Source organism: Oricola nitratireducens, assembly GCF_014904745.1.
In the GTDB taxonomy this organism is placed as follows: Bacteria; Pseudomonadota; Alphaproteobacteria; order Rhizobiales; family Rhizobiaceae; genus Oricola; species Oricola nitratireducens.
Map to the genome: position 1 here is coordinate 346,868 of NZ_JACZCS010000050.1, position 24,749 is coordinate 371,616.

The following is a 24,749-nucleotide window of genomic DNA, read 5'->3' on the forward strand; positions in this document are numbered from 1 at the left end:
TCAGAAGAGCGCCCGGGCGGCCGCCTCGGCGGACATGGCGATCGGCCCGCCGATCAGGACATAGCCGAGGACGAAGAGGCCGGAGACGCCCATGACAAGGCGCAGTTCGCCCGCCGCCGGGACGAAGCCGCCGACGGACTCGTCGAACCACATGATCTTGATGATGCGCAGATAGTAGAAGGCGCCGACGACCGATGCGAGCACGCCGATGATCGCGAGCGGATAGAGCCCGGCCTCGACGGCCGCGAGAAAGACATACCACTTGCCCCAGAAGCCCGCGAGCGGCGGAATGCCTGCAAGCGAGAACATCAGGATCGTCAACAGCGTCGCCATCACCGGGTTGGTCGAGGAAAGGCCGGCGAGATCGTCGATGTTCTCGACATTGCCCTCGTCCTTGCGGCGCATCGCGAGGATGAAGGCGAAAGTGCCGAGCGTCATCGCCAGATAGATCGTCATGTAGATGATCACGCCCTTGACGCCGACCATCGTGCCGGCGGCGAGGCCGACAAGCGCATAGCCCATGTGGCCGATCGAGGAGTAGGCCATCAGGCGCTTGATGTTGCGCTGGCCGATGGCCGCGAACGCGCCGAGCACCATGGACGCGATCGAGATGAAGACGATGATCTGCTGCCAGTCGGACGTGACCGGGCCAAACCCGTCGATGACGACGCGCACGAACATCGCCATGGCCGCCATCTTGGGCGCGGCAGCGAAGAAGGCCGTCACCGGTGTCGGCGCGCCCTCATAGACATCCGGCGTCCACATGTGGAACGGCACAGCCGAGATCTTGAAGGCAAGGCCCGTGATCAGGAATACGAGGCCGAACAGCACGCCGATGGAGCGGCCGGTTCCGGTCAGCGCGTCGGCGATCGCGGCGAACTCGATATGGCCGGTGAAGCCGTAGATCAGCGAGATGCCGTAGAGCATCATGCCGGACGACAATGCGCCGAGAACGAAATATTTAAGACCTGCCTCGGTGGAACGGACGCTGTCGCGGTTGATCGCGGCGAGGACATAGAGCGCCAGCGACTGCAGTTCGACACCCATATAGAGCGTCAGCAGGCTGTTGGCGGATACCATCAGCATCATGCCGAGGGTCGCAAGCACGATCAGGATCGGGAATTCGAACCGGTCGAATTTCTCGGCGCGGGCGAAACCGACCGACATCGCGAGCGCGACGATCGAACCGATCAAGGTCAGCGTCTTCATGAAGACGGCGAAACCGTCCTGGATATAGACGCCGCCAAAGGCAGTGCCCTCGCCGCCGATAAACAGCATCCAGCCGAGGGCGGCAATCAGAAGCGCGACAGCAAGACCGGTGACGGTCGAGTTGGCGCGGCCGGCCGGTGCGAACACGCCAACCATCAGCAGCGCCATCGCGCCGATCGCGAGGATCAGTTCGGGAAGCGCCAGCGAGAGGCTCTGGGACAACATTTCGGCGGACATGACTATCTGGCTCCCCGGATCAGTTTACCGCCATCGCGACATCGGCTGCGGCGCGGGCCGCATCGATTGCCGCGGAATAGTCGGACAGAAGCGCGTTTACGGACGCGGCAGTGACATCGAAGACCGGTGCCGGATAGACACCGAAGAAAATGGTGAGCGCGATCAGCGGATAGAGGATCACCTTCTCGCGCACCGACAGGTCGAGCATTGCTTTGAGGTTTTCCTTCTCCAGCACGCCGAAGATCACGCGGCGGTACAGCCACAGCGCATAGGCCGCAGACAGGATCACACCGGTCGTCGCGAAGAGCGCGAACCAGGTCGAGACCTGGAAGATGCCCATCAGCGTCAGGAACTCGCCGACGAAGCCGGACGTGCCCGGCAAGCCCACATTGGCCATGGTGAAGATCATGAAGGCGACGGCGTAGCGCGGCATGATATTGACGAGACCGCCATAGGCATTGATCTCGCGGGTGTGCATGCGGTCATAAACGACGCCGACGCACAGGAACAGCGCGCCCGAAACGAGGCCGTGCGACAGCATCTGGAAGATCGCGCCGTCGAGCCCCTGGTGATTGGCCGCGAAGATGCCCATGGTCACGTAGCCCATATGGGCGACCGAGGAATAGGCGATCAGCTTCTTGATGTCTTCCTGCATCAGGGCGACCAGCGACGTGTACATGATCGCGATCACCGACAGGGTGAAAACGAAATCGGCATAGTGGGCCGAGGCGACCGGGAACATCGACAGCGAGAAGCGGATAAGGCCGTAGCCGCCGAGCTTCAACAGGATGGCGGCAAGGATGACGGAGCCGGCGGTCGGCGCCTCGACATGCGCGTCGGGAAGCCATGTGTGGACCGGCCACATCGGCATCTTGACGGCGAAGGACGCGAAGAAGGCCAGCCACAGCCAGTTCTGCATCCCGACCGGGAAGTCATGCGCGAGCAGGTCCGGGATCGAGGTCGTGCCCGCGTTCCAGTACATCGCCATGATGGCGAGCAGCATCAGCACCGAGCCGAGCAGCGTGTAGAGGAAGAACTTGAACGAGGCATAGACACGGCGCTTGCCGCCCCACACGCCGATGATGATGAACATCGGGATCAGGCCGCCTTCAAAGAAGACGTAGAAGAGCACGATGTCGAGGGCGCAGAAGACGCCGACCATCAGCGTTTCGAGCACCAGGAAGGCGATCATGTAGGCCTTGACGCGCTTCTGCACGGCTTCCCAACTGGCCAGGATCGAGAGCGGCATCAGGAAGGTGGTCAGGATGACGAACAGCATGGAAATGCCGTCGACGCCCATGTGATAGGAAATCCCGCTGTCCAGCCAGTCGACCTTCTCGACAAACTGGAAGCCCGGATTGCTGGTGTCGAAGCCCACCCAGATCAGCAGCGAAATGACGAAGGTGAAAGCCGTCGTCAGCAGCGCGACCATGCGGATGTTACGCCGCGCGATTTCGCTGTCATCGTTGATGAACAGGATGATCAGAACGCCGACGAGCGGCAGGAACGTAACCAGAGAAAGGATCGGCATACCGGCCATCAGACGCTGCCCCCGAGCATCATCCACGTAACAAGCGCGGCAACACCGATCAGCATCGCGAACGCATAATGATAAAGGTACCCGGTCTGCAGTTTCACGACCCGGGTGGTCACCTGGCGGACACGCATCGCGATTCCGTCGGGACCGAAGCCGTCGATCAGCCAGCCGTCACCCCACTTCCACAGGAAAGTGCCGAGACGCATGACCGGCTTGACGAACAGGAAGTCGTAAAGCTCGTCGAAATACCACTTGTTGAGAAGGAACTTGTAGAGCCCCTCGTGCTGCGCGGCGAGCGCCTTGGGCGCCTGCGGCGAGCGGATATACATGTACCAGGCGATCACCAGACCGAGCACCATGACGATGAAGGGACTCAGCTTCACGAACAGCGGCACCGAGTGCATGTCGGCGAGGATGTGGTTGTCCGGGCCGGCGACCAGCGCGGCGCGCCAGAACTCGTTGTACCAGCCCTCGTGATGCGCGCCCTCGGCGGCATGGCCGATGAAGGACTCGTGGAACAGGAGGCCCGCGAACAGTGCACCGGCGGCCAGAACGAAAAGCGGGATCAGCATCACCGGCGGCGATTCATGGACATGGTGCATCACATCGGCGGATGCACGCGGCTTGCCGTGGAAGGTCATGAAGATCAGCCGCCAGGAATAGAAACTCGTGAACAGCGCCGCGATCACCAGCAGGCCGAAGGCGAAGCCGGAGGCCGGATTGTGGGCGACGAAGGAGCTCTCGATGATGGCGTCCTTGGAGAAGAAGCCGGCGGTGCCGATCAGCGTGCCCGGCAGGCCGACGCCGGTCAGCGCCAGCGTGCCGACCACCATCATCCAGTAGGTCATCGGGATGTGCTTGCGCAGCCCGCCCATCTTGCGCATGTCCTGCTCGTCGGAAACGGCATGGATGACCGAGCCTGCGCCGAGGAACAGCAGCGCCTTGAAGAAGGCATGGGTGAACAGGTGGAAAATCCCTGCCCCGTATGCGCCGACGCCGAGCGCCACGAACATGTAACCGAGCTGCGAACAGGTCGAGTAGGCGATGACGCGCTTGATGTCGTTCTGGACGAGGCCGACGGTGGCGGCGAAGAAGGCGGTAATCGCGCCGACGGTCGTGACCACGGTCAGTGCGGTCGGGCTCAGTTCGAACAGCGGCGACATGCGCGCCACCATGAACACGCCCGCGGTCACCATGGTCGCTGCGTGGATGAGCGCGGAGACCGGCGTCGGGCCTTCCATCGCGTCCGGCAACCAGGTGTGCAGCAGGAACTGCGCCGACTTGCCCATCGCGCCCATGAAGAGCAGCAGGCAGACGATCGTCAGCGCATGCGCCTTGTCGAGGTGATAGCCGAGGAAGGTCAGGACCGTGCCGCCATCCGCCGTTGCCGCCTCGGCGGCGCCATGGGCGCCTTCGGCGGGCAGGAAGGACGCGGCATTGGCGAAGATAGTGCCGAGATTGACCGAGCCGAACAGGACGAAGACGCCGAAGATGCCGAGCGCGAAACCGAAGTCGCCGATGCGGTTGACGATGAAGGCCTTCATCGCGGCGGCGTTGGCCGACGGTTTCTTGTACCAGAAGCCGATCAGCAGGTAGGACGCGAGACCGACGCCTTCCCAGCCGAAGAACATCTGCACGAGGTTGTCCGATGTCACCAGCATCAGCATGGCGAAGGTGAACAGCGACAGGTAGGCGAAGAAGCGCGGCCGGTTCGGATCGTGGTGCATGTAGCCGATCGAATAGACATGCACGAGCGCCGACACGGTGTTGACGACGACGAGCATCACCGCGGTCAGCGTGTCGATGCGCAGAGCCCAGTTCACGTCAAGCGTGCCCGTCGTTATCCAGCGCAGCACGTGGATGGTGAAGACCGGTTCCTCGGAAAAGGCGACCGTGGCAAACGCGATCCACGACAGCGCCGCGACCAGGAGCATGATCCCGGAGGTGATGTATTCGCTGGCCTTGGCGCCGATCGAGTTGCCGAAAAGCCCGGCAATCAAGAACCCGACCAGCGGCAGAAAGACAATGGCGTGATACATGGTGCCGTCAGCCCTTCATCATGTTCACGTCTTCGACCGCGATCGATCCGCGGTTGCGATAGAAGACGACAAGGATTGCGAGGCCGATGGCGGCCTCGGCGGCGGCCACCGTCAGCACGAACAATGCGAAGACCTGGCCGACCAGATCGTGCAGATGCGCGGAGAACGCCACGAAATTCAGATTCACCGACAAGAGGATCAGTTCCACCGACATCAGGATGACGATGACGTTCTTGCGGTTGAGGAAGATACCGAACACGCCGATCACGAAGAGGATCGCACTGACGGCCAGATAGTGGGAAATGGTGATGGTCATGGGCCTCAGATCCCCTTGCCTGTCTCGACGTCGACCACTTCGATCGCATCGGCCGGCGTGCGCGCGACCTGTCCGGCCATGTTCTGGCGCTTCACGTTCGGGCGCGGCGCGCGCAGCGTGAGCACGATGGCGCCGATCATGGCGACCAGCAGCACCATGCCGGCAATCTGGAAGTAGAAGATGTAGTCGGTGTAGAGAATGTCGCCGAGCGCGGCGGTGTTGTGGCGCACCGCCGGGTCGGGCGTCGGCAGCGCGGTGACCGCGGGCGCGACGATGTGGGTGGCGTTGCCCGCCAGCACGATCAGCAGTTCGGCGGCGAGCACGACGCCGACGACGGCGCCGATCGGCGCGTATTCGAGCGCGCCGCGTTTCATCGAGGCGAAGTCGACGTCGAGCATCATGACGACGAACAGGAACAGAACCGCCACCGCGCCGACATAGACAACCAGCAGGATCATCGACAGGAATTCCGCGCCCGTCAGCAAAAACAGCGCCGCCGCGTTGAAGAACGTCAGGATCAGATAAAGCACCGAATGCACGGGATTGCGCGCGGCAATCACCATGAATGCGCTAAGAATCGCGATGAAGGCGAAGAGGTAGAAGAACGCCGCCCCTAACCCAGTAATCATGATCGCTTCCCCGATCTCCCTTTCCGGTCCCCGCATCGACGTGCCGGCCCCGGAGTTCCACTACCCTGGCGGGCAGCGTTTGAAATGGTTCGTTCCCCTAGCGGTACGGCGAATCGAGCGCGATGTTGCGCGCGATTTCGCGCTCCCACCGGTCGCCGTTCTCCAGGAGTTTTTCCTTGCTGTAATAGAGTTCCTCACGGGTTTCCGTGGCGAACTCGAAATTCGGTCCCTCGACGATGGCATCGACGGGGCAGGCTTCCTGGCAGAAGCCGCAATAGATGCATTTCACCATGTCGATGTCGTAGCGCACCGTGCGCCGCGTGCCGTCATTGCGGCGCGGTCCGGCCTCGATGGTGATCGCCTGCGCCGGGCAGATCGCCTCGCAGAGCTTGCAGGCGATGCAGCGTTCCTCGCCGTTCGGATAGCGGCGCAGCGCGTGCTCGCCGCGGAAGCGAGGACTAACCGGCCCCTTCTCGTGCGGGTAGTTGAGCGTGAATTTCGGCGCGAAGAACCTGCGCATCGACAGAAAGAAAGCGCCGACGAATTCCTGCAGCAGCAGTGCCTTGGCGGCTTGTGTGAGCGTACTCATCGTTCCATGCCTCCGTTTCTCAGGCCCAGCCCGTCAGTTTCAGGAATGCCGCGGTCGCGAACACCATGAACAGCGAGATCGGCAGGAACACCTTCCAGCCGAGCCGCATCAGCTGGTCGTAGCGGTAGCGCGGCACGAAAGCCTTCACCATGGAGATCATGAAAAAGACCATGCAGAGCTTGAGCACGAACCAGAAGATGCCCGGCAGCCAAGTGAACGGCGCGAAATCGAACGGCGGAAGCCAGCCGCCGAGGAACAGGACCGTCGTCAGCGCGCACATCAGCAGGATGGCGATATACTCGCCCAGCATGAACAGCATGTAGGGCGTCGACGAATATTCGATCATGTGGCCGGCGACGAGCTCGGATTCGGCTTCCACCAGGTCGAAGGGCGGGCGGTTTGTCTCGGCAAGCGCCGAGATGAAGAAGATCACGAACATCGGCAGCAGGCCGAGCCAGTGCCAGTCGAGGAAGGTGTTCGGCAGGCCGAGGCGCGTGCCGATGCCGTCCGTCTGGGCCATCACGATGTCGGACAAATTGAGCGAGCCGACGCAGAGGAGCACGGTGACGATGACGAAGCCGATGGAGACCTCGTAGGAGACCATCTGCGCGGCCGAGCGCAGCGCGCCGAGGAACGGGTATTTCGAGTTCGACGCCCAGCCGGCCATGATCACGCCATAGACCTCGAGCGAGGAGATGGCGAAGACATAGAGGATGCCGACATTGACCGAGGCGATCGACCAGCCGTCGGCAAGCGGGATCACCGCCCAGGCGGCGAGCGCCAGCGTCGCCGACACGAAGGGCGCGAGCAGGAAGATGCCCTTGTTCGAACCCGACGGGACAATGGGTTCCTTGAGGACGAATTTCAGAAGGTCGGCGAAGGACTGCAGCAATCCCCACGGGCCGACAACGTTCGGTCCGCGCCGCGACTGGACCGCGGCCCAGATCTTGCGGTCGGCATAGAGAATGAACGCCGTGAACACCAGGAGCGCGACCAGCAGGACGAGCGTCTGCAGCAGAATGATCAGCCCGGGAATGACGTAGGTTTCAAACATGGATGCTGTCCGTTTCCTGTCCCTGTCCCTGCATCATTCAGCGGCTTGCGCAAAGCCGTTGCGCGCGAGGCTCGAACATTCGGCCATGACGGCGGAGGCCCGCGCGATTGGGTTGGTCAAATAGAAGTCTTTGACCGGCGATGCAAATGCTGACTTGCCCAATCTGCCGCCTTTTTTCGCAAGCGCAGCAATATCGCCCGGATTTGCGGGTTCGATGGTATCGAGACGGGCAAAATGCGGGTGGGCTTCGTAGAGTTTGGCACGCAGTTGCGCCAGCGAATCGAAGGGCAGCTTGTGGCCGAGCACGTCGGAAAGCGCGCGCAGGATGGCCCAGTCCTCCTTGGCGTCGCCAGGCGCGAAACCGGCGCGAGTCGTCATCTGGACGCGGCCCTCGGTGTTGACATAGGTGGCCGATTTTTCCGTGTAGGCGGAAGCCGGCAAGATCACGTCGGCATGATGGGCGCCGATGTCGCCATGGGTTCCGACATAGACGGTGAAGCCGCCCTGTTTGCGCTTGCGCAGGTCGAGTTCGTCGGCGCCGAGCAGGAACAGGACATCCGTATCGGCCACCATCTTGGCCGCGTCCTTGCCGTCCTTGCCCGGCACGAAGCCGAGATCGAGGCCGCCGACGCGCGCCGCGGCGGTGTGCAGGACGGCGAAGCCGTTCCAGTCGCCCTTGGTCGCACCGGTTGCTTCCGCGATCTTGGCGGCGAGGCCGAGAACGGTGCCGCCGTCGCCGCGCGCCAGGGCGCCCTGCCCGACGATGATCATCGGGCGCTTGGCGGCCTTCAGGGTGCGGAAGAACTTGTGCTTGCCGTCGGCCAGTTCGGCCAGCGTTTCGGGGCCGGACCCCAATTGTTCGTAGTCGTAACGCAGATCGCCCATCTCGCCGATGACACCGATCTTGATGTCGTTGGCACGCCACGTCTTGCGGATGCGCGCGTTCAGGACCGATGCCTCGAAGCGCGGATTGGCGCCGACGATCAGGATCGCATCGGCATCCTCGATGCCTTCGATGGTCGGATTGAAGACATAGGAGGCGCGTCCGAGCGACGGATCGAGCGCCGCCCCGTCCTGGCGGCAATCGATGTTCGGCGAACCGAGCGCGCCCATCAGGCTCTTGAGCGCATACATTTCCTCAACGCCGGCGAGATCGCCCGCGATTGCGCCGATCTCCTCGCCCTTCCTGCCCGACACCGCGGCCTTGATCGCGGCGAAGGCGTCGGTCCAGGACGCCGGCGCCAGCCGCCCGTCCTTGCCGCGCACATAAGGCCGGTCGAGGCGCTGGGTGCGCAATCCGTCCCAGATGAAGCGGGTCTTGTCGGAGATCCACTCCTCGTTCACGGCCTCGTTGACGCGCGGCATGACGCGCATGACCTCGCGGCCGCGGGTATCGACACGAATCGCCGACCCGACCGCGTCCATCACGTCGATCGATTCGGTCTTCGACAATTCCCAGGGGCGGGCGTGGAATTCATACGGGCGCGAGGTGAGCGCGCCGACCGGGCACAGGTCGATGACATTGCCCTGCAGTTCCGAGGTCATCGCCTGTTCGAGATAGGTGGTGATCTCGGCGTCCTCGCCGCGGCCGATCAGGCCGAGTTCGGAAATGCCGGCCACTTCCGTCGTGAAGCGGACGCAGCGCGTGCAGTGGATGCAGCGCGTCATGATCGTCTTGACCAGCGGGCCGATATACTTGTCCTCGACGGCGCGCTTGTTCTCCTGGTAGCGCGAGGCGTCGACGCCGAAGGCCATCGCCTGGTCCTGCAGGTCGCATTCGCCGCCCTGGTCGCAGATCGGACAGTCGAGCGGGTGGTTGATGAGCAGGAACTCCATCACGCCTTCGCGGGCCTTCTTGACCATCGGCGTGTTGGTGAAGACTTCCGGCGGCTCGCCATTCGGACCGGGACGCAGGTCGCGCACGCCCATGGCGCAGGAGGCCGTCGGCTTCGGCGGGCCGCCCTTCACCTCGACGAGGCACATGCGGCAGTTGCCGGCGATCGACAGGCGCTCGTGGAAACAGAAACGCGGCACTTCCGCGCCCGCTTCCTCGCACGCCTGCAGAAGCGTGTAGTGATCCGGGACTTCGACCTCGTTGCCGTCAACCTTGATCATTGCCATGATGCGAAATCCAACCTTCAGTTCCTAGGCGCAGCGCTGCGTCTGCCAGAGTTTGACATGCGGCAGGTGCGCCCATCCAAATGCTTCATCGGTGTCGCCGTGACGGGCGAGATGCTCGAGCTTGCCGCGTGCCTCGGCGAGCGTCGGGACATGCCCTTCCTCGACCCACCACATCGCGAAATGATGTTCGGCGAGCGCCTTAAACCACTCCGCCTTGCGGCGGTAAACCTGTTTGTGCACCGTGTTCCAGACAAAATGCTCGAGATGCTCCGGTGTCTGCCAGACACTCATGTTGATGATCAGCGTCGGATCATCAAACACCTGAATATCCAGCGCATTTCCGGATTCTTCCTGCAGCCGCCAGACAAAGCCATCCGACCGGTCGGCGACGGCGTTGACCGCGTCGAGCCGGTTCACGAAGCCGGCGATCCGCGGATCGTCGAGCGCGTAAACCGGCTTGGCTATGTTGACTTCTGCAAGGTGCATCCGGGAACCGCTTTCCTTACTTCTTTTCCGCCAGAGCGGCTGCCTGCGCGATCCAGTCATCGCGCTCGATGCGGCCCTTGAACTGCAGGTAGTCGTCGATCCAGGCGACCTCGTAGGGCGTCCAGTCCGCGACCTGCGCGTATGTCCAGATGCCGAGGCTGTTGAGTACCTGCTCCAGCTTCGGCCCGATCCCGGCGATCGCCTTGAGATCGTCGGGCATATCCGGCTTGTCCATCGCTTTCGGTTTGACGAAGTCCTCCGGCATGATCGGTTCGATCTTGCCCGTGGCGACCGGCGCCTCCTCGGTCGCAGGCGCGGCCTGCGGCGTCATGGCGACGGGTTCGGGCTTTGGCTCCGGCAACTCGAACGTCGCCTTGGGCATTTCGGCCTTCGCCTCGGGAGCGGCGGATTTGACTTTGGCCTTCGGCTTTGCCGGCGCAGGGGCTTTTTTCGGGGCGTCGGCCTTGACCGGCGGCTGATGCGCGACCGGATCCTCTTCCTTCGTGTCGTCGAAGGAACCGGTGGCAATATCGAAATTCAGCGGATTGGAAAGGCCATAGAGTTCGGAATGCCCGCCGGTCGTCTCGTTGGCGAGCATGTTGGCCGCCTGCATGGCGCCTGCCATGGTGCCCGCCATCATGCCGAAGAACTGGCTGGCCATGCCCATGCCGACAGCGGATGCCGCGACCATCGCGCCCATCGGGTGGGCGGCGAGGTTCGACATGCCGGCGAGCTGCGGCAGGGCCGCGCCGGACATCCATTCCGCCGCTTCCTTCTGCATCTCGGTCATGTCGCCAGCCAGTGCGGCAAACGGGTTGTTCTTGGTCATCGTTTCATCCGGGAAATTAGACATAGACATCAGTCCCTCCTTGGGCTCTACGCGTCTGTTCCGTTCCCCCTGCCTTCAACGTTTCCTCTTTGCGCGGTTGGTTCCGCGAACCGGGCCGTCACCGACCCGCTGTCAGTCTCATTCCGCTGCTTCGAGCACCGGTTTTGCCTGGTGCGCGTTGCGCGAAAACTCGTCGATGCGCTGCTCGATCTCCGGACGGAAGTTGCGAATCAGGCCCTGGATCGGCCAGGCCGCAGCGTCGCCGAGCGCACAGATCGTGTGGCCCTCCACCTGCTTTGAGACCTCCAGCAACATGTCGATCTCGTGTTTCTGGGCGTTGCCGGTGACCATGCGCTCCAGGACCCGCATCATCCAGCCGGTGCCCTCGCGGCACGGCGTGCACTGGCCGCAGCTCTCGTGCTTGAAGAAGGCCGCGATGCGCCAGATCGCCTTCACGATGTCGGTCGACTTGTCCATAACGATCATGCCGCCGGTGCCAAAGGAGGACTTCACGTCGCGCATGCCATCGAAATCCATGATGGCATCCATCATGTCCTCGCCGCGCACGACCGGGCACGATGCGCCGCCGGGAATGACGGCGAGCAGATTGTCCCAGCCGCCGCGAATGCCGCCGCAATGGGTTTCGATCAGTTCGCGGAAGGTCAGGCCCATCGATTCCTCGAAGGTGCAAGGATTGTTGACATGGCCGGACACCATGAACAGCTTGGTGCCGACATTGTTCTCGCGGCCGAACGACGAGAACCAGGCCGCACCGCGGCGCAGGATGGTCGGGGCGACCGCGATCGATTCGACGTTGTTGACGGTGGTCGGGCAGCCGTAGAGGCCGACATTGGCCGGGAACGGCGGCTTCAGGCGCGGCTGGCCCTTCTTGCCCTCCAGGCTTTCGAGCAGCGCGGTTTCCTCGCCGCAGATATAGGCGCCGGCACCATGGTGCAGATAGACGTCGAAGTCCCAGCCGCACTTGTTGTTCTTGCCGAGAAGTTTGGCCTCGTAGCACTCGTCGATCGCTGCCTGAAGCGCCTCGCGCTCGCGGATATATTCGCCCCGAATGTAAATGTAGGCGGTATTCGCGCCCATGGCGAAACCGGCAAGAACGCAGCCCTCGATCAGCGTGTGCGGATCGTGGCGCATGATGTCGCGGTCCTTGCAGGTCCCGGGCTCGGATTCGTCGGCATTGACGACGAGATAATGCGGCCGCTCGCTCGGCTGCTTGGGCATGAAGGACCATTTCAGCCCGGTCGGGAAGCCGGCGCCACCGCGCCCGCGCAGGCCGGACGCCTTCATCTCGTTGATGATCCAGTCCTTGCCCTTGTCGATCAGCGCCTTGGTGCCGTCCCAGTGGCCACGCGCCATCGCGCCCTTGAGGCTCTTGTCGCGCAAGCCGTAGATATTGGTGAAAATTCGATCCTTGTCAGCGAGCATCGTTCAGTTCCTTCACCGCGGCTCTTTGCCGAAGACCTTGACGTATTCGTCACGGCCGCCCTTGGCGAGCGCCTTGGCCTGCTTGACCCAGTCCTCGCGCTCGATCCGGCCCTTGAATTTCAGATAGTTGTCGACCCATTCGCGCTCGGCCTTCTTCCAGCCCGCGATCTGCTTGAAGGTGTAGATGCCAAGCGAATGGAGCGTGCCCTCGATCTTCGGGCCGACGCCGGAAATCATTTTCAGATCGTCCGGCGTGGCGGGCTTGTCGATGCCGGCGGGCCGGTTCTTGTCGTCAAGCGACGGCACAGGGGCCTCCGCCTTTTTCGCCACGGGTTTTGCCGCCGACGGCTTGGCGCGGCCAGAGGCCGTCGCGGCGACCCTCATGGTCGCGTTGCCGCCCTCGACGGTCTTTTCGACCGGCTTCTTCTTCGGCGTGACCGATCTCGCGGTGCTGGCGATCTTGACGGTGGAGCTCGACGATTTTTTCGCAGCCTTTTTCGGCGCGTCCTCCAGAAGCGTCGTCGGACCGCCAACGGGCGCGGAATAGATGCGGTCGATCTGCGGTCCCGGCTTGACGGAAGCGCCCTTGCCCGCCTCGAAGGCGTCGATGATCTCTTCGAGCCGCTCCGGCGTCAGGTCCTCGTAGGTGTCCTTGCCGATCATCACCATCGGCGCGTTGACGCAAGCGCCCTGGCACTCGACCTCTTCCCAAGACAGCGTGCCCTCCCCATTCAAGGCGAGGGGATCGTGATTGATCCGGTTCTGGCAGACCTTCTTCAGCTCCTCGGCGCCGCGCAGCATGCAGGGCGTCGTGCCGCAAACCTGGACATGCGCCTTCGTGCCGACCGGCGCGAGCATGAACTGGGTGTAGAAGGTCGCGACCTCGAGCACGCGGATGCGCGGCATATCAAGCGTCTCGGCGACATGCTCGATGGCCGCGCGCGTGACCCAGCCATCCTGTTCCTGCGCCAGCATCAACAGCGGAATGACGGCCGACTGTTCGCGGCCCTTGGGATATTTCTTGATCCACTTCCTGGCCTCTGCGGCCATGGCGCGCGAGAACTTGAACTCGGCCGGTTGGACGTTTTCTTCTGCGAGACGACGAACGGACATTAGCGGTCCACCTCACCAAACACGATATCGAGGGAGCCGAGGACGGCGGAGACGTCGGCCAGCATGTGGCCGCGGCAAATGAAATCCATCGCCTGCAGATGCGCGAAACCCGGCGCGCGCAGCTTGACGCGATAGGGTTTGTTGGAGCCGTCGGAGACGAGGAACACACCGAATTCGCCCTTCGGCGCCTCGACGGCGGCGTAAACCTCTCCGGCCGGCACGTGGTAGCCTTCGGTGTAAAGCTTGAAGTGATGAATCAGCGCTTCCATCGAGCGCTTCATCTGGCCGCGCTTCGGGGGGACGATCTTGCCATCCGTGTTGGAGACCGGGCCGGTCGCCTCGGTGCCGAGCAGGCGGTCGACGCACTGGCGCATGATGTGGGCCGACTGGCGCATCTCCTCCATGCGGATCAGGTAGCGGTCGTAGCAGTCGCCGTTCTTGCCGATCGGGATCCGGAAATCCATCTCGTCGTAGCACTCGTAGGGCTGCGACTTGCGCAGGTCCCATTTGGCGCCCGATCCGCGCACCATGACGCCGGAGAAGCCCCACGCCCAGGCGTCTTCCAGCTTGACCACGCCGATATCGACGTTGCGCTGCTTGAAGATGCGGTTGCCGGTCAGAAGCGTGTCGAGGTCGTCGACGACCTTCAGGAACGGATCGATCCAGTTGCCGATATCCTCGATGAGCTGCTGCGGCAGGTCCTGATGGACGCCGCCGGGGCGGAAATAGGCGGCATGCATGCGCGCGCCGCAGGCCCGCTCGTAGAACACCATCAGCTTCTCGCGTTCCTCGAACCCCCAGACCGGCGGCGTCAGGGCGCCGACATCCAGCGCCTGGGTGGTAATGTTGAGGAGATGCGAGAGGATGCGGCCGATTTCGGAGTAGAGAACGCGGATCACCTGCCCGCGCTTCGGCACCTCGATGTCCATCAGGCGCTCCACCGCCAGCGCGAAGGCGTGTTCCTGGTTCATCGGCGCGACATAGTCGAGGCGGTCGAGATAGGGCACGGCCTGAAGATAGGTCTTGGCCTCCATCAGCTTCTCGGTGCCGCGATGCAGCAGGCCGATATGCGGATCGACGCGCTCGCAGACCTCGCCGTCGAGCTCGAGGACGAGGCGCAGCACACCGTGCGCGGCCGGATGCTGCGGGCCGAAATTGATGGTGAAATTGCGGACGTTGTGTTCGGTCATGATTTGGCCTTCTCATCACCCGGCAGCACGTAGTCCGTGCCTTCCCAAGGCGAAAGGAAATCGAAATCGCGGAATTCCTGGCGCAGCTTCACCGGCTCGTAGACGACGCGTTTCTGCTCGTCGTCGTAACGCACCTCGACGAAGCCCGTGAGCGGGAAGTCCTTCCTGAGCGGATGACCCTCGAAACCGTAATCCGTCAAAAGACGCCGCAGGTCCGGATGGCCGGAAAACAGGATACCGTACATGTCGTAGGTTTCGCGCTCGTACCAGTTGGCGCCCGGGAAGACGCCGACCGCGCTCGGAATGGCCGTGTCCTCGTCGGTCTCGACCTTGATGCGGATGCGCTGGTTCAGGGTCGGCGACAGGAGATGATAGACGACATCGAAACGGCGGTCGCGGCCCGGATAGTCGGCCGCGGTGATGTCGATGATGGAGACGAATTTCAGCTGCACATTGTCGCGCAGCGCGGTCAGCAACTGAATCAGGCTGCCGATGCTCGTCGTGACCGCCAGTTCGCCAAACGCGATATGCGTCTCGTAGTCGATACCGTCCAGCTCGTCGGAAAGCGTGCTGACAAGATCCTGTAGGGTTTCTGTCGTGGCCATCTTGATTGCGGCTCCGTTGCCTTTCGACCGATCAGCGTTCGATCGTGCCGGTGCGGCGGATTTTCTTTTGCAGGAGAAGGACGCCGTAGAGTAGCGCCTCCGCGGTCGGCGGGCAGCCGGGCACGTAGATGTCGACCGGCACCACGCGGTCGCAGCCGCGCACCACGGAATAGGAATAGTGATAGTAGCCGCCGCCATTGGCGCAGGAGCCCATGGAGATGACGTAGCGCGGCTCCGGCATCTGGTCGTAGACCTTGCGCAGGGCGGGCGCCATCTTGTTGGTCAGCGTGCCGGCGACGATCATCACGTCGGACTGGCGCGGGGAACCGCGCGGCGCGAAACCGTAGCGCTCGGCGTCATAGCGCGGCATCGACGTCTGCATCATCTCGACGGCGCAGCAGGCCAGACCGAAGGTCATCCACATCAGCGAGCCGGTGCGCGCCCAGGTGATCAGTTCGTCCGTCGAGGTGACGAGAAAGCCCTTGTCGGCCAGCTCGTTGTTCATCTCGCCGAAAAAAGGATCGTCGGCGCCTGCGGGCTTGCCCGTCTTCGGATCGATGACGCCCTTTGGCTGCGGCGCGACGAGCGTGGTATCGCTCAATCCCATTCGAGCGCTCCCTTCTTCCATTCATAGATGAAGCCGATCGTCAGGACGCCGAGAAACACCATCATCGACCAGAAGCCCAGCATGCCGATCTTGGAGAAGGAGACCGCCCAGGGAAACAGGAAGGCCACTTCAAGATCGAAGATGATGAACAGGATCGAGACAAGATAGAATCGCACGTCGAATTTCATGCGGGCGTCGTCGAAGGCGTTGAACCCGCACTCATAGGCCGACAATTTTTCGGGATCCGGATTCTTGTGGGCGACGACGAAGGGAGCGATCAGCAGAGCCCCTCCGATGACGGCGCTAACGACAAGAAAAATGATGATCGGCAAATAGGATGCGATGACTGCGTCCATGGTCTGGCTTCACCAATTCGTTGCGCGGCGGGAGTGTCCCTTTCCCCTCCCGGGGAATTCGCAAACAGACGCCCGCGCCGCTGTTCCGATGACCACGGGTTAGACCTTGGGACGTTTCTACGCAAGTGCAACATAAGCCAAAATATGCGTGAAACTTCGTTCAAAAGCGCGTTTGCGCCTGCGCGATGCGCCCGCGCATGCGGCAACGCAAAACGTGCAAAAAACGCAATATATAAAAGAAGAAAAATGGCGCGAGTGACGGGGCTCGAACCCGCGACCTCCGGCGTGACAGGCCGGCACTCTAACCAGCTGAGCTACACCCGCGCATTGCTTCGACTTGCGGGCCGAAGCGTGAGCGGTCACTTAAGCGGTTCCCCATACCCTGTCAAGCGCGCTGCAGAGCTTGTGTCGCGTTTTTGTGAAAGGGCGAAAATGCGTGCCGCCCGGGCGGTGTGCGAGCGTCGACAAACGCTTGCATCGGCGCGCATTCCCGCTTAGATACGCGCCACGGTCCGGGCGGTTAGCTCAGTTGGTAGAGCGCTTCGTTTACACCGAAGATGTCGGGAGTTCGAGCCTCTCACCGCCCACCAATCTTTTCAATGACTTAGCGGTTTAACTACCAGCAACCGCCACGAAAACCGCCACGAAAACATGCCCCGGAACTCTGGGCTTCCGACGTCAAGAATCGGCAGATAACGGCGTTTAAGTGCAGAAGACGTTAACTATCAGACGAGGGCTTTCGAGGCCTTTTCGAGGTCTGCGAACCACCTGTCTTCGACCGCCTTCGCGGCCTCCCATGGGGACGGTGCAATGCCGGCGCTGTCGGCGCCCCAGGGCACAGCCGGGACATGCCCTTGGTAGCTCCAGTACCACTGCCCAGCGGCCGGTGCCTGGCCCTACAGGTAGATGCGCCCGACGCTGCCACGGTGCTCCGGCGCAGCGCATGCGAAATCGTTGTCCCGTTCGGACCACGTTCGCCGCCAGCGCAGCTTGAGTTCGATGTCCGCGTCGTTGCCCATGTTCGTCCGGCATACCGCTTGAACCGGAACCGGGCAAGAACGTCCCTGCCCCGCTGATTCGTGTTCTCCGGCTTCCCGGGTCAGGCAGCCTCGCCGTCCGGTCGTCCATCCTCCAGAGCCGGGCACTGCGTCGAGCGCGGTCCGCTGGCGCGGCCGGCGCAAACGGGCTTTAGATCTTTCCTGGATCCTGCCAAGTACGGTCTCCGACTGCAGGAACAGGAGACTGACTCATGGCACACGGACGACCCGGCGGCGACGGAGGCGCAATCGGCGCTGTCTATGGAAGCATGGCGGCAGCGGCCGTGGGCGGCATGATGGCGTTCCCGCTCATCCACGTCGCGGCGCGCGTCTACTGGCTGCTGTGGCCTGTAACCGTTCCGGCATCGATCGCCTACCTGGCCTTCGGCGCGTTCGGCGACGAAACCCTGCTGATCTGGCTGCGAGTGAAACTCTCTGCGGCGACGTGGCTGCGAGAGACGGCGTTCCTCGCCCTTACGGACCCGGTCTCGCTTGCCATTCACAACCCGGTCATCTTCGGTGTCATCGCACCCGTCGCTACGTGGTGCGGCCTCTTCGCGTTCTTCTGGCTCCGCCTCCACGTCGGTCGAGCCCTTCGCCGCCGTCGGCTCGCCCGTATCTAACGGAACCGCCTACAAAGCACGAGTTGCGTTAGATATGGGATCCGACGACGAGACCGCCGCGCTTTACAGGCGCTTCCGCGACATCCTGCACGAAGAGCCGTCCGCGGAAGCCGCACTGCGCGAGTACCGCCTGAGAGAGGCGCGGGAAGCGATCCTCCGGCAGTTGGACATCGACCGCCGGAACGCCGTCGAACGCGGCATTTGGGAACTGTACCGCAATTCCCGGGTCGCGCCCGCGCTCGATGCGATGTCTGACGATTAGTCCGCGCCCCCAGCGCTAGGATTTCGACACGCGGGGCCCTTCAAATACGGATTTTGACACGCCTCCCGGAGACGCGACTGGAACGACCGCCGCGTATCGACTAGGGGGTCAGCCGCAAGACAGGGCAAGGCATCGCCGACGGGCGAGACGCGCGCGGAGCGGCGGAATCGCGCGATGTTTCGGTTCTGTTGCCACAGAACATCCGGCAAGTCGGAGAAGACAGAAGTCAGTTCATGAAAGGCGACGGCGGCTCCTCCAGCCGCAGCCGCGCCTCCTCGGCCGAAATCGGGTACGTCACGACCGCGTTTACGTATCCCCACGCAATTACGGCGACCTCGAACGCGATGTCGTCGTCTGGCTCGCCTACCAGGCGGTAGCGCCGACCCGACCGGGTCTCGGCCTCGCCGGCGGCGGCATCGATCCGGACGAGCGCCGTCGATATCCTCCCCTTTGCCTCGCGGTCGGCACGCAGCCCGGCGAGATGCATGTCGCCGGACGGGTGCATCAGGATGCCCCACCTGACAAGCGCGACCTCTGGCTCCTCGTCGGCGGGAGGCGCGAGCATCAGGACTGAGCCCTTCCTGTTTCCGTCATCGACCGCTCCTCCCCTCGCTCCGGATGGTTCCTTCGGTTGCCGCCGATCGTTTTGCCAGCACGCGGCCAATCCAAACGCCGACGGCACCTGTTTGTTCGCGCCGGGTGCCCAGTCTGACTCGCGACATGGGATTCGCTTCCCTCGCCGTGGTGGGCCGCCTTCCCTCCGGCTAGAGACGAAGGGTTCGGCATCGGCGCGCATGGCACCAACGGAAGGCGCGTCGGTCGATGCGGAACCGCCCGCCATACGCACTCGGTGAACTGCGTATAGCGGGCGGTACAGTAGGTTTGTTGGCTACTGTAACGGCCCGCGCAGACGGGATGCTGGAGACGATCCGGGAAAAGTCTCCAGCGGGCACTGCAGACAATACGCGGACTGTCCATAGCGGCGCGTTACGATCAATCTGGCGGATAAACGTAATGGCGGTTATGGCCTGTTCGGCAGATGGCCATAACGGTGTCTCGGCCACATATGATGCACGGAGGATCATGGCCTGAAATCGTGGCGAATGCCTCCATGACCACAACCTACCCTGGACCGACCGGATAACACACGTGCGATCTCCTTCGCGAAGCCGGAAAGTTGCCATCTGCGGCATCTTGGATGAATGGCCGAAAGGGGGCCGGAAGCGGACTATCGGGTATTATACCGAAGGACAGATTAGCAGCCGCCACGCCCCCCGTCCGAGCGTTCCGTGCGAAGCGCGATCCGTTCTTCGGTGGAGCTTGAGTCGAGAGATGATGCTTGGAAGTCAAGAAACTCCAAATATAGTACTTTGATCACACTTTTAGAAGCGGGATGCGGGTATGGATCGTCGCTGTGACCATCAAGAAGACAATAAAAGGAACAACGCTGAGAGCGGTTGCGATGATCGCCTGTTTCACCCGAGTGTATTTCACGCACAGAATACACGCGTTGCGCCAGACTTGTCCTAACAGGTCATCGCGAAATTTGGCCTCACTGCAGTCGAGGAATTCTTTGATATAATTGACCTCAGTGCGCTCCTGTATCCGCTTGAAGAATACCAGACTGTTTTCACCCCCGTTGTCATCAGGAAAACTAGCCTTGAAGAGATGGTAGTAGGAGGTGAGCAATCCTACTAACAGAATGGCACCGGGCATTGTCACATACCAAAGTCTCAAGTCACCAGTTGACAGGTTGACGGCGGCGATGACGAAGATCAGCGTATTGACCCCGAACAGCCCGTTGATGCGCGCCTCCACGCGAGGAAAGAAAGTTAGCAAGCGGTCCAATTGGCGCTGGATAATATCGATGTCATTCACGGCTTTTCCCTTCCGGTTTCCTCAATTCGGTCCTCATGTGCAGCGAGCGGACACCCGCGCATCGTTCTGCAGCACTTCTCACCGTCATTGAAGACGTGCTGCCAATACCGATCCAGAGCTTTGCGACGGAGCTGCTCGGTGAACGCCAGATCGACCAGTAGCTGCCGCTTCCTGCAGTCTGTCCGAAGTATCCTGACCATGCGCCCTCGGGCACGGCGCCGACACCCGCGTGGACAGCGTGCCCGACCGTTTATCGGGTGCCTCTTTTCGTCAAACAGGTGCAGCTTAGGATCGGTCAGCCAGTTCGGGTCGCCTAGGCGCGCGGAAGCATATTCTTCCTCCACTCCGGCCTCCGCGGCGAGTGCTAAAGCACGTTCATGGTGAGGACCCGCGTCACCATGATCGAGGGCTTGTTTCACCGGCCAGACGCGCGTGAGTTCCGCCGCGCCTTGGCACCTGAGAAACTGGTCAAGCTGCACCCACCATTGACCGGCTTCCTTCACTGATCGAACAGTCAGGTAGTGCAATCCGAGGCAGAACGTCCTGTCTCCCTGTATATGCCGCTCAGGACAGCGAGATGGCAGGTCGGTGCCAGGCGCTTCCTCGCGTACTCGCGGCTGTCGTCTCCCGAATATATGCAGGCGCAGTCCGCTGGTGGCCCAAGGTGTCTTCGGCACCCGGGCACGACCAACGAGAGACTCGCTGTTCAACGTTTCGACAGAGAACCAAGCTGGCGCCGTATCAGCCAGGTACAAGGTAGCTGATTTCACCTGAGATTATGAGCTCGCATCGGAGGGGCCGCTTCGGGTTCATGCGCCCGCATCGGTTCCGCCTCTGCTCCCGCGGAGGTGTAGGGAGAAGGCATGGTGCCGAGAACAACCTCTGCGGTGTCGACATTCAGATTCTGGATAACCCGCTCGTCGCCGAAAGCCTCGCGAATGCTCGCCGGGGACGCCTTGTAGGCACCCTCTCCAAGAGCTGTTTCAATGCCGTTGCAGCGCCTTTGCTCTGCTTCGGAGACGCAGGTCGCGCGGCTAGCAGCTGCGCGAACACTGGCATCGCCCCGCAGGCCGAGCCGGCAAATGGGGGTTACGCCGTAGTCGATCCCGATGGCGAGGCCCAGTTCGTCTGTTCCCGCCAGCATCTCTCGGCAAAGTTCAAAAGATGAGCGAAGGCCGGCGGCGGCATCGACCGCCGTCTTCATGGTATCCATTGCGTTGGTTTCGGTCTTGTCTCCCACTGCGAGGAGACCATGGATGCAATCGCCTATATAGCGGACCTTCCGGCCTCCGAAGTCATCGCGCAGGACCGCACCCATTTCCGCGCGGATAACATGAAGGTTCGCGACGGCCTCAGCGATCATTCCGGTTGCGATTGCATTGTCAATGTAGGCGGTGAAATTGTCGATGTCGGCGAATATCGACACCAGGTCCATCCGGATGGCGTTGCTGGGCGGATGGTCGGCATAGACCAGATCCTTAAGCGGCGGTTCCTTGTGGTGAAACCTGAATACCGCTTCACCGGTTTCGGATTTCATACGCGCGTCGAGACTTTCAAGAACGGCTGCATACGCCTTTTCAAGCCTGGCGCTGCCGCTCTGTCTCATACCTGCGGTGACAACCTCGTCACCCAGATATCGGCGCTCGATATCTTCGTTAAGGTACACGCTCTTGGCAAGCGGATCTGACGTCTGACCCAGAGCTGCCGCCGCCCTCGGGCTGAGATTGAGGCCTTCTTCATTGCCATCCGCTAGCTTGGCTGCATGGTTGGCGGGACTTCCGATGAAGAGCGGCTCGCGCTCGTCGCTTCGGCCGGAGTCGATGGCGACGGCGGGGCCGCTGTCGATACCGATGCGCACCCCCGTTTTGAAATTAGGATACTTGTCACCGAGCCGTTCCACCATCTCGCGAAACGCTGCTGCGAAGGCGACCGCAACACGAACGCGTTCGCCTTCGTTTTCGGCACCGTCGGGAGCCAGCACCACGGCGTGCAGCCTCGATCCATGGAAGTCGACCCGCTGCATCTCGAACTCATCAATAAGCTCGTCGCAACCGCGATAGTGGGCATGGAGAAATTCTAGCGCGCGCCGATGGCTCGCCTCGGTCTCGCGCCCTGCTTCGTTGAGAACGTCGTTGAAGTCGACGAGGTTCGCATAGACATGGACGGCATCAGTCGTGATGGCCCGATTGCGAGGGATGTCGACGAGTGCCGCACGGACAGACATGTCGGTAAGCATGCCCTTCCGCACGCGAGCTTCTGTCAGGAACGTCCGGAAGTCTTCGACTTTAATGTCGCCTTCCGGAACGCTGTCCATGAAATCCCGAATTCTCTTACGGGCACGATCTTCATTCCAAGCCATTCTCAGCAGCCTTCCTGTTGATCGCGAATCACCTTGCGTGCGACCGATTGGCGAGCGGAACGTTAGCAGAACATCAAGATGCACGCCAGCGTTGCACGCGGGTCAGCAATGTTACCTGTGGATTGCTATGATTCCGAAGCGGCCTAACCGTTGAACGGCCCCCATTCCTTAATGTGGTCGCGCAGAACGTTACACGCGGGTGCCATCTTTGCCGCTGCATCTTTACCTGGTTCGTAGCTATAGGGGATCGTGGTGATGCCGCTGAGGTCGCTAGGCAGTTTAACCTTGTCTTCGCGCGGCTCCATGAGAATGGCACGTTTCCGCCCTAGCCGACCCATGAAAAGGCCGAGCTCGAAAACCACATTGTCGCGTGGGGCGGGCCATTCCTGATCGCGGAATAGAGTCATATCATCGCTGTGGGCAACAGCGATGGCGAAGTCAGAATCGTTCACCTCGTTCTCGAGTGTTTCAAGGGCATAGCTGGCCACCCTGAAAACGTCGTCGGTCCAAAGCCTGACGACGAAGTCGTCGTGGGCCAACGCATTCTGGATAATGCGGGCCACCTCCAGTGCTTCCACCGAAGATATGATGAAGACCCTTATCTTATCGCGATGCTGGCCAACGAGCTTGTTGCGTTCGAGCAGACGGCGGGCCAGCGTTCTAGCGATGACTCGGTAGATTTCGGGACACCGTGACCCGAGGTCCGTCACCTCTGCATGTGTCAACTTGGCGACCAAGGCAGGTTCCGCGGCCACGATGTCGGCAGAACGCCGCTGCGAGGGTTCAACCAGCACCATCTCCCCGACGGTATCGCCCCTGCCTCGCATTGCGACCTCGCGGCCGTTGACAACGACTTTGAACGTGCCCGAGATTATCAGAAATAAGTCGTTGTCCTCGCCACCTTGGGTGATAATGGCTTCCCCGTCTTGAACTTCAATCAGTTCCGCGCGCTGTGCGAGCTCAGTGGCAAGATCCCGATTCCCGCAGACAATTGCCTGCTGTAACATTGCATCAATCAGATTGCCCAGCCCAGCATCACCCCGGAAGCGGTCGATGAATCCGCTCAATTGAATTTCCTCCAATAGCTTGAGGAATATATCTCCTCGTTGTTGTGTTGGCTCCAACTCCACTTGCGCCAGATATTTTCGCTCTGTGGACCGAGCTTCTGGTTGTCGCGTAAGAAATCGTAGACTCGTTTCGTAATCCAAGTCGGGGTGTCGGCGGTGAGTGCAGTCAATTTGGCGGCAAGATTGGCTGCGTTGCCAATCCATACTAGGTCGTTGTCGCCACGCACGCCGGTTCTGGCGGCGCGGATCTCAGAGGCATCGATGCCAATGACATGCCGAATCTTGAAGTCGCTGTTCCAGTTCTTCTCCATTTCCGCCTGGACGATATTCTTCACCGCGTAGTTGATCTCAAGCGCGCAGGAGACAGCATCGTTTCGCTGGCTCTTGGATATGAAAATACCCATGACTCGGTCACCGTCATAGGAGACGATTTTTCCATCATGGCGCCTAATCAGACGCGAGGCAGCATAGAGGAAAGTCTTGTACACCTCGCCCGCGAACTGCCACTTCTTCGTCTCGACGAGTTCGGTAGACTGGTCGAGATCCGCATAGAGGATCGTAGCGGTTTTGAAGTGGGCTGCATCGTTCGTGAGCCTGAGATCGCTCGCATCGGGAACTACCAAGCCATCCCGCACAGTCCATTGCGAGCCGAAGGCATCCTTGGCGTTCTTCTTGATATCGTCGGCGACGCTCATGCTACCTGTTTAATACTCGGCGTTCTTTAGGCAAATGGTGATGGAGAAACTAGGGCAAGATCTTCGATTTCTTTATTGGTAGAGTTGCAGGCTTCTGGTCGCTATCAGGCTAACTTTTTACTCGTCAGCCTCTGCCGATACCAGAAACCACTTGGGTTGACGACCTTGCGTCCGAATGAGACGGACACTCGCGAAGAAGCGATGCAGGAGTCTCTGATCTTCTTCGGTGTCGCTCCCAAGTTTCATATTCGGCGACGATTTGCGTCTTCGCCATTTGGAAAGTCGTGTCAATCTCAACGATATTCACCAGCCCAATCGGCGATTGAACGTGAAACGTCCGCTCTTAGCATTTGAGGCCTACGCTCTAAATGTCCGAAATGGTGAAGGTTTTCGGGTGCCGTCAGGCGTACGAAAGCCTCTCATGCAGGAACCCGCGGGCCACAGGCGAAGGCTATGGAGATTTCGATC

25 protein-coding genes and 2 tRNA genes are annotated in these 24,749 nt (G+C 61.5%); 3 read left to right on the forward strand and 24 right to left on the reverse strand.

Annotation, left to right across the window (positions count from 1 at the left end):
- From nuoN to IG169_RS22375, 17 genes are all read right to left on the reverse strand, one after another.
- The gene (gene nuoN / locus IG169_RS22295) at positions 1–1,446 is read right to left on the reverse strand and encodes an NADH-quinone oxidoreductase subunit NuoN (RefSeq protein WP_193178452.1); all 1,446 of its coding nucleotides are present in this window, start codon (positions 1,444–1,446) and stop codon (positions 1–3) included.
- 19 nt (positions 1,447–1,465) lie between these two features.
- Positions 1,466–2,986, reverse strand: a complete 1,521-nt coding sequence (locus tag IG169_RS22300) for an NADH-quinone oxidoreductase subunit M (protein WP_193178453.1) — start codon at positions 2,984–2,986, stop codon at positions 1,466–1,468.
- A complete protein-coding gene (gene nuoL, locus IG169_RS22305; RefSeq protein ID WP_193178454.1) occupies positions 2,986–5,022 on the reverse strand; it encodes an NADH-quinone oxidoreductase subunit L in 2,037 nt (678 codons plus the stop codon). Before nuoL ends, IG169_RS22300 begins: the two co-directional genes overlap by 1 nt.
- A 7-nt stretch (positions 5,023–5,029) precedes the next feature.
- Positions 5,030–5,338, reverse strand: a complete 309-nt coding sequence (gene nuoK / locus IG169_RS22310) for an NADH-quinone oxidoreductase subunit NuoK (protein WP_193178455.1) — start codon at positions 5,336–5,338, stop codon at positions 5,030–5,032.
- Positions 5,339–5,343: 5 nt separating this feature from the next.
- Positions 5,344–5,967, reverse strand: coding sequence for an NADH-quinone oxidoreductase subunit J (locus IG169_RS22315; protein ID WP_193178456.1), 624 nt, complete (start codon positions 5,965–5,967; stop codon positions 5,344–5,346).
- Positions 5,968–6,064: 97 nt separating this feature from the next.
- On the reverse strand, positions 6,065–6,556 hold the full coding sequence (gene nuoI / locus IG169_RS22320; RefSeq protein WP_193178457.1) for an NADH-quinone oxidoreductase subunit NuoI: 492 nt from the start codon (positions 6,554–6,556) through the stop codon (positions 6,065–6,067).
- A gap of 19 nt (positions 6,557–6,575) precedes the next feature.
- On the reverse strand, positions 6,576–7,610 hold the full coding sequence (gene nuoH / locus IG169_RS22325; RefSeq protein WP_193178458.1) for an NADH-quinone oxidoreductase subunit NuoH: 1,035 nt from the start codon (positions 7,608–7,610) through the stop codon (positions 6,576–6,578).
- Between the two features lie 33 nt (positions 7,611–7,643).
- Positions 7,644–9,731, reverse strand: a complete 2,088-nt coding sequence (gene nuoG, locus IG169_RS22330; RefSeq protein WP_193178459.1) for an NADH-quinone oxidoreductase subunit NuoG — start codon at positions 9,729–9,731, stop codon at positions 7,644–7,646.
- Between the two features lie 24 nt (positions 9,732–9,755).
- Positions 9,756–10,217 (reverse strand): DUF3291 domain-containing protein, encoded by a 462-nt coding sequence (locus tag IG169_RS22335; protein ID WP_193178460.1) that lies wholly within the window; start codon positions 10,215–10,217, stop codon positions 9,756–9,758.
- Positions 10,218–10,233: 16 nt separating this feature from the next.
- Positions 10,234–11,046, reverse strand: coding sequence for an NADH-quinone oxidoreductase subunit E (locus tag IG169_RS22340; protein ID WP_246717507.1), 813 nt, complete (start codon positions 11,044–11,046; stop codon positions 10,234–10,236).
- 138 nt (positions 11,047–11,184) lie between these two features.
- Entirely contained in the window at positions 11,185–12,489 is a 1,305-nt protein-coding gene (gene nuoF, locus IG169_RS22345) for an NADH-quinone oxidoreductase subunit NuoF (RefSeq protein ID WP_193178461.1), read from the reverse strand.
- A 12-nt stretch (positions 12,490–12,501) separates the two neighbouring features.
- Positions 12,502–13,602 carry an NADH-quinone oxidoreductase subunit NuoE gene (gene nuoE / locus IG169_RS22350; RefSeq protein WP_193178462.1) on the reverse strand — a complete coding sequence of 367 codons (1,101 nt, stop codon included), beginning with the start codon at positions 13,600–13,602 and terminating at the stop codon, positions 12,502–12,504.
- Positions 13,602–14,792: an NADH-quinone oxidoreductase subunit D gene (locus IG169_RS22355; protein WP_193178463.1), complete on the reverse strand. Its 1,191-nt coding sequence runs from the start codon at positions 14,790–14,792 to the stop codon at positions 13,602–13,604. The genes nuoE and IG169_RS22355 overlap by 1 nt, the downstream gene beginning before the upstream one ends.
- Positions 14,789–15,397, reverse strand: coding sequence for an NADH-quinone oxidoreductase subunit C (locus IG169_RS22360; protein WP_193178464.1), 609 nt, complete (start codon positions 15,395–15,397; stop codon positions 14,789–14,791). Before IG169_RS22360 ends, IG169_RS22355 begins: the two co-directional genes overlap by 4 nt.
- A gap of 31 nt (positions 15,398–15,428) precedes the next feature.
- A complete protein-coding gene (locus tag IG169_RS22365; RefSeq protein ID WP_193178465.1) occupies positions 15,429–16,004 on the reverse strand; it encodes a NuoB/complex I 20 kDa subunit family protein in 576 nt (191 codons plus the stop codon).
- Positions 15,995–16,360 carry an NADH-quinone oxidoreductase subunit A gene (locus tag IG169_RS22370; RefSeq protein WP_193178466.1) on the reverse strand — a complete coding sequence of 122 codons (366 nt, stop codon included), beginning with the start codon at positions 16,358–16,360 and terminating at the stop codon, positions 15,995–15,997. Before IG169_RS22370 ends, IG169_RS22365 begins: the two co-directional genes overlap by 10 nt.
- Before the next feature lie 247 nt (positions 16,361–16,607).
- Positions 16,608–16,684: transfer RNA gene (locus IG169_RS22375), tRNA-Asp, on the reverse strand.
- Between the two features lie 190 nt (positions 16,685–16,874).
- On the opposite strand from IG169_RS22375, the gene IG169_RS22380 reads away from it, so the two are divergent.
- A tRNA-Val gene (locus IG169_RS22380) sits at positions 16,875–16,950 on the forward strand.
- A gap of 306 nt (positions 16,951–17,256) precedes the next feature.
- On the opposite strand, the gene IG169_RS24285 is transcribed toward IG169_RS22380, so the two are convergent.
- Positions 17,257–17,379 carry a hypothetical protein gene (locus tag IG169_RS24285; RefSeq protein ID WP_281435957.1) on the reverse strand — a complete coding sequence of 41 codons (123 nt, stop codon included), beginning with the start codon at positions 17,377–17,379 and terminating at the stop codon, positions 17,257–17,259.
- A gap of 230 nt (positions 17,380–17,609) precedes the next feature.
- Here IG169_RS24285 and IG169_RS22385 point away from each other — a divergent pair, with 230 nt between their 5' ends.
- Positions 17,610–18,020 carry a hypothetical protein gene (locus IG169_RS22385; RefSeq protein WP_193178467.1) on the forward strand — a complete coding sequence of 137 codons (411 nt, stop codon included), beginning with the start codon at positions 17,610–17,612 and terminating at the stop codon, positions 18,018–18,020.
- Between the two features lie 34 nt (positions 18,021–18,054).
- A complete protein-coding gene (locus IG169_RS22390) occupies positions 18,055–18,282 on the forward strand; it encodes a hypothetical protein (protein WP_193178468.1) in 228 nt (75 codons plus the stop codon).
- Between the two features lie 226 nt (positions 18,283–18,508).
- Here IG169_RS22390 and IG169_RS22395 read toward each other — a convergent pair whose 3' ends face one another.
- The 6 genes from IG169_RS22395 to IG169_RS22415 all read right to left on the reverse strand — a co-directional run bounded on the left by IG169_RS22395 (position 18,509) and on the right by IG169_RS22415 (position 24,281).
- Complete coding sequence (locus IG169_RS22395; protein WP_193178469.1) at positions 18,509–18,847, reverse strand: hypothetical protein; 339 nt, start codon at positions 18,845–18,847, stop codon at positions 18,509–18,511.
- Between the two features lie 809 nt (positions 18,848–19,656).
- On the reverse strand, positions 19,657–20,160 hold the full coding sequence (locus IG169_RS22400; RefSeq protein ID WP_193178470.1) for a Pycsar system effector family protein: 504 nt from the start codon (positions 20,158–20,160) through the stop codon (positions 19,657–19,659).
- Positions 20,157–20,930: an E2 domain-containing protein gene (locus tag IG169_RS24465; protein WP_428982277.1), complete on the reverse strand. Its 774-nt coding sequence runs from the start codon at positions 20,928–20,930 to the stop codon at positions 20,157–20,159. The genes IG169_RS22400 and IG169_RS24465 overlap by 4 nt, the downstream gene beginning before the upstream one ends.
- Positions 20,927–22,519, reverse strand: a complete 1,593-nt coding sequence (locus tag IG169_RS22405) for an adenylate/guanylate cyclase domain-containing protein (RefSeq protein ID WP_193178471.1) — start codon at positions 22,517–22,519, stop codon at positions 20,927–20,929. The genes IG169_RS24465 and IG169_RS22405 overlap by 4 nt, the downstream gene beginning before the upstream one ends.
- A 143-nt stretch (positions 22,520–22,662) precedes the next feature.
- Positions 22,663–23,586 (reverse strand): TIR domain-containing protein, encoded by a 924-nt coding sequence (locus IG169_RS22410; protein ID WP_210326139.1) that lies wholly within the window; start codon positions 23,584–23,586, stop codon positions 22,663–22,665.
- A complete protein-coding gene (locus IG169_RS22415; protein WP_193178472.1) occupies positions 23,583–24,281 on the reverse strand; it encodes an adenylate/guanylate cyclase domain-containing protein in 699 nt (232 codons plus the stop codon). The genes IG169_RS22410 and IG169_RS22415 overlap by 4 nt, the downstream gene beginning before the upstream one ends.
- Positions 24,282–24,749: the final 468 nt, after the last annotated feature.